Source organism: Photorhabdus temperata, from assembly GCF_025384845.1.
In the GTDB taxonomy this organism is placed as follows: domain Bacteria; phylum Pseudomonadota; class Gammaproteobacteria; order Enterobacterales; family Enterobacteriaceae; genus Photorhabdus; species Photorhabdus temperata.
This window is the reverse complement of the sequence record NZ_JAJAFX010000108.1, coordinates 1-5530: the sequence shown is the minus strand read 5'-3', so window position 1 is coordinate 5530 and position 5530 is coordinate 1. Positions and strand designations below refer to the sequence as shown.

General features: G+C 40.1%; 4 protein-coding genes and 1 pseudogene. 3 read left to right on the top strand and 2 right to left on the bottom strand.

What is annotated here, in order from left to right:
• From LGZ99_RS23205 to LGZ99_RS23195, 3 genes are all read left to right on the top strand, one after another.
• On the top strand, positions 1 to 1272 hold a 1272-nt coding region (locus tag LGZ99_RS23205), incomplete at its 5' end, for a phage tail protein (protein ID WP_262979722.1).
• Positions 1272 to 1898 (top strand): tail fiber assembly protein, encoded by a 627-nt coding sequence (locus LGZ99_RS23200; protein ID WP_262979721.1) that lies wholly within the window; start codon positions 1272 to 1274, stop codon positions 1896 to 1898. The genes LGZ99_RS23205 and LGZ99_RS23200, both read left to right, overlap by 1 nt.
• 976 nt (positions 1899 to 2874) lie before the next feature.
• Positions 2875 to 3972, top strand: coding sequence for a glycosyltransferase family 4 protein (locus LGZ99_RS23195; RefSeq protein WP_262979720.1), 1098 nt, complete (start codon positions 2875 to 2877; stop codon positions 3970 to 3972).
• A gap of 40 nt (positions 3973 to 4012) precedes the next feature.
• Here the strand turns inward: LGZ99_RS23195 and LGZ99_RS23190 are convergent, their stop codons facing one another.
• Both LGZ99_RS23190 and LGZ99_RS23185 read right to left on the bottom strand, forming a co-directional pair.
• A complete protein-coding gene (locus LGZ99_RS23190) occupies positions 4013 to 4525 on the bottom strand; it encodes a tail fiber assembly protein (protein WP_262979719.1) in 513 nt (170 codons plus the stop codon).
• Positions 4526 to 4534: 9 nt separating this feature from the next.
• Positions 4535 to 5530 (bottom strand): annotated as a pseudogene (locus tag LGZ99_RS23185) (hypothetical protein); the annotation flags it as partial.

Genomic DNA, 5530 nt, shown 5'->3' with positions numbered 1-5530 from the left:
AGTCGGAAAGTAAACGGTAAGGCGTTGACCGGAGATATCAGTTTGAGTGCCGGGGATGTGGGGGCGATAAGCTCAAATCAACTCGGCGAAATTGCCAACGGCGGAAAATTTAAGAACTATTTATCAACTGGTTTTTATCGAGTAGCTGTACCCAACCCATCGTCTGTATCTGATTTTCCTCGCGACGGCAACATGTACGGCTATGGAATTCTTGATGTACAAAACGCCAACGGAGTCATTTTGCAGCGGTACATATCGCATCACGGCGATATTGCGACGCGACAGACATGGGGTGGGCCGGAGCAATACCTACCTTGGACTATTCAATATAATACATTGAATAAGCCTACTGCTGAGGATGTGGGGGCTTTGTCAGGTAAACAATATATTAATAGTCTGACGGTACAGACATCGGCTTGGGTAAAAATTGCCGAAGTAACAATGAAAGTGATGAGCACTATCAATATTAATATTGTTGGCGGTTCAGGGTACAACGTTGGGAGTTTTGAGCAATGCGCTATCACCAATATAGTTTTAAGAACCGGGAATGGAGCGCCAGCCGGAATCAATGCAGTGATGTACACAGTTAATACTCAAGCACCTACTGACTTAGCAACTGTTAATACATCTGGTGATAACTATGATATTTACATATTCATTGGTCCTTTTGCTCAAAACATAATTTTAAATGCTTTTGTGTCAGATAATGCAACTGTTAATCAGTTATTGAAGATAGCAGAGTTATCAGAAGTCCCCAAAGGGGCGGTTAAGGGGAAAGTTTACTCTTATTTATTATCTGGAAAAGAAGATGATATCTATCCAGTTGGTTCACCCATCCCGTGGCCGCAACCAAATCCCCCATCAGGTTACCTTGCGTGCAACGGTCAAGCATTTAATAAATCCATATACCCTAAATTAGCGGCAGCTTACCCATCAGGAGCACTGCCTGATTTGCGTGGTGAGTTTATTCGTGGTTGGGATGGAGGACGTGGTGTCAATCCGGGTCGCAAACTGTTATCGGCAGAAAACGATTTATTGGCAAGTCATGAACACGGCTATCGTGACCGGTATTATATCGAAAATGTAAACAGTCTCCACGGGGCTAGCAATAAGGAGGCAACTCCAGCTGGGTATAACAACAATGTCGGCTCAAATGCTACAGATACTGATAATAATAGTTTCCTGTATATCGACAGCACGACATCACCGACCGGTGGAAATGAAACCCGCCCCCGTAACATCGCTTTTAACTACATAGTGAGAGCAGCATAATGACAGAACAAAAATACTCTTTAGAACCCGAAGTAGCCGTATTGGATAAAGACGGATTAGCTAAGAAAGCAGGCTGGATAAAGGTTTATCACACAAATCAATCAACAAGGGAATTTACAATTACTGATATTGAATATCTGATGCTCGGCGTTAGTCTATCAGCGGGTGCTTATCCCAATGCGCCGGAGCTGCCGAAGTCTGATGATTTGGCTGTTTGTCGTAGTGTGGATGGAAAGTGTTGGGAAACCGTTCCAGACTATCGCGGAAAAATTGTTTACAACACGCAAACCCTCGCACAACAAGAAGTTACTGAGCTGGGTGAATTACCAGAAACCCTGACCTTCAAACAACCCGCAACTCATTTCGACAAGTGGACCGGTAAAGAGTGGATCACTGACAAAGACGCTCTAAAAGCCAGTCAAATTGAACAAGCTGAACAGCAACGAACCACACTTTGCCAACAAGCTAATGAGGCCGCTACTTTATTACAATATGCTGTCGATACTGGACTGGCCTCAGAAGAAGAAAAAGTGCAACTGTTGAACTGGAAAACGTATCTGGTATTACTGAGCCGTGTTGATACTTCACTGGCGCCTGATATCGAATGGCCCAAGATGCCAGAATGATGACAGTAAGGGCTGCTTATGCAGCCCAATGACAAAATAAAACATCCTATTTTATCTGCCTTTTCCGAGATTATTCCTACCTATTGTGCTTTATGCTGCCATTTCGTAATTCACTGAAGCAGATCACTTTAACTTTACAGGTTCAGTATTCTGCCGATTGGTTGTAGATTACACCATCTGAGTGTGTATTCTCAATCAAACCGGATTTTAAGATGTTTACCCCATTTTACAGTAGGAGCATAGACAGCACTTTTTATCGGTTAACTACTCTATTTAATTTTAATACTAACAGGATGAAGATCAGAGAAATAGATAGTAATTCTCAGGGATAGCAATTATAAACTCATCAGTTTCTTACTTGTTTGTGTAAAACAGGGAATAATAGAATTAAAGTCCAGCGGGCTATATGTCAGCCTGACAGGGACACACATAAGAGTGATTATGCCGAGACCAATAAAAAGAACTCCATAAAAATATAAATTGCAAAAAATAGGAGAAGCCAAGATTCAATTTTATCTAGCTAAAATCGTCCCTAGGGATTATCATATACTTTTACATTACGTAATTTATAATGAGCTGATATCTCGGTAGAGCAGAGTATTGTAAACAGGTAAGCTCTAAATACCCTTTCGTAACCTAACTATCGATTACGCAAAACATGCTAAAATTACATGGTGCAGTAAACAAGAAGTTTATTGATTCATATGTCCCAGATTTTCAGCAGTTGATCAAACAGCATCTTGAGTCTGATAATATTCCAAGAGGCTTTACTGCAAAGAAATAGCCTGTTGGATATTTAAAACCCTGGCTACGTTGAATTAAAGATAAAGTAGAGTGCAATAATGTAGCAGGGAAATAGGCTTCCTGCTGTAGGTACTGACTACGTAACAGAGGGAAATAAGAATTTTAGTAACAAGATCATGAGACATAGCTCATAAACTTAACAGATAATTAAAGGTAAGAGTAAGCAAGAATCATGAATATTTTGATTACAAATTTTCATACAGGAAATGGTGGTGGTCATACCACGTACATAATGAGTATAGTTAAGTATTTTGATTATAACAAAGGGAAACTATTTGTTGCTTGCCCACCAGAAAGTAGATTGTACAAAGAACTTATCAGCTCTGGATTCAACAATGTTGTTCCACTTTATTTTTTCTGCAAACTCAATAAAGTTAAACAACTCGTAACAACCTGTAAGACCTTGTCACGTATTGCAAAAAAACAAAAAATTGACGTTATTCATACTAATGGGACTTCTGATAATAAGATCGCTATCCTAGCAAAGGTTCTTTTTGGCGTGAAAAGTAAGATAATCTATACAAAACATAATCATTATTTTGTGTCCTGGTTATCCAGAGTCAGGCTGAAAAAATTCAATGAAAAAATCATCTTCGTTAGTGACGCCACCAGAAACCAATGCTTATCTTTTGTCTCTGACAAACAAGCTATTACCATAAAAAATGGTGTTAATACTGACAAATGGAAGATTGAACGTATAATTAAAGAAAAAGGAAAGATAACGCTTATCTCTTCTGCTGGGACCGCTGGACACAAGGGTTGGTATTTATTGATAAGATGCTTGGCAAAAGATAAAGCATTGTCTAATAAATTTCGTATAAAAATCATTGGGCGTATTCCTTACCAAAAAGATATCGATAAGTTGGTAGGTGTTCCTTTCTCTCATGTTGATATTGAATTCACTGGTTATATCAATGATGACAAAAGGATCATTAATTACATGAAGAATGCTTCTGTAGGATTTGTTTTATCTACCAATTGTGAAACTATCAGTTTTGCTTGCAGAGAGATGATGGCTTGTAGTCTGCCTATTATTGTCAGTGATTTCGGGGGATTACCAGAAAACATTGATCATGGTATTAATGGTTGGATCACAAAAGCAGGAAATGAAGCATCAGTATATGAAATTTTAAAACTGATTGCTGGTTTATCATCTCAAGAGTTAGAAAGGCTGTCTGAAAAGGCTAGAGAAAAAGCGATTAAAGAATTTGATGTGAGAAAAATGGTCTCAGAAACGATAAATATTTATAGTTCAGTTTATAAATCCTAAATCTTTAGATTTACGGCCTGGAGAACAGGCCGTTATTATCTCACGCTGGTTTTTCAGGCCAGTTAATTTCTGATACTAATGAGGTATCAATGCGACTCAGTAACACTCTATACCTTTTCCATGCAAGTAATAATTTTTTTTCCTCGTTGGTGGCTATCCCTAAATCAATGGCATCTTGCAAAGGCTGAATAATTACGTTTGCGGCAATCATCTTCTCTGATTTTTGGTTCTCTATTTGTTGTCGTTGCTCTTCCAACGTGTAAATGCGCGGGATGATTTTCTTACCGTCAAAAACCCATCCCCCTGTAATATTTATTTCAGTTGGCACTGCTTCTGACGTAAGTTCAGCAACGGATAAATAAATAGGGAATAGGCTGGATACATCCTTTGACATCGAAGTTATAACTCCATTTTTATCAAACGTGAATTTGATGGTTTCTTCTAAAAATTTTTCCTGAATTTGATACCAATCATTGCCTTCATCATCTGTCAAGTATTGAATACAAGATACACCATCTTTCGGAATATAAGGTGTAAAAATTGAGGTTTTCATAATGTCATCCTAAGTTGCAGAGATTGTTACCCAAATACCGTTTATGTATGCCTGTATAGGTCGGTAATGCACATTAGCAAGGTGTTGTCTTCCTGAACTCCACATGATTGTACCCAAGCCAACAAGGACATGCCCAGCGGGTGCTGACCAATCTTTTGTCTCGTCTGTCCATCCCCCTTCATTTGCCCAGCTTCCAAGCCGTAAATTGATTACCCCAACGCCACTTTTCAAGGAATAACGACTATCGCATTCGGTTTTAGTATATGCCCCCACATCCCCGGCAGTAGGTTTGTTTGCAATGTTATAGTCCCTACGCCAACCCGGATAGTACCCTTCACCATGATTAATATAAGTAAATTGTGCATTCGAGATACCATCATTTACAGTAGTTGTTGGCGTTGTAACACGGATAGTCATTGCAGATTCTACGCCCATAACTTCAACCACAGCCCCCGCAAGACAGATATTGCCGCAGCCTGTATCGTTGATTATGCGATTGTCGGCATATGACCATGAGCCTTTACACATCCAGTATGGAACATCAAAGGCTCCGTTTTGCTTAAGCCATACGATAAACTCTTGAGTAGTCCATGTGCCACCGCCGGTATTGATCGAGCCGCTATAAGCACGACATGCCCCCACATCCTCAACAGTAGGTTTATTTGCGGTGTTATAGTCCCTACGCCAGCCCGGATAGTACCCTTCACCATGATTAATATAAGTGAATTGTACGCTTGCGATACCGTTTCCGCTTGTTGTTGTCGGTGTTGTAACACGGATAGTCATTGCAGATTCTACGCCCATGACTTCAACCACAGCCCCCGCAAGACAGATATTGCCGCAACCCGTATCGTTGATTATGCGATTGTCGGCATATGACCATGAGCCTTTGCACATCCAGTATGGAACATCAAAGGCCCCGTTTTGCTTAAGCCATACAATAAACTCTTTAGTAGTCCATGTGCCACCGCCGGTATTGATCGAGCCGCTATAAGCACGACATGC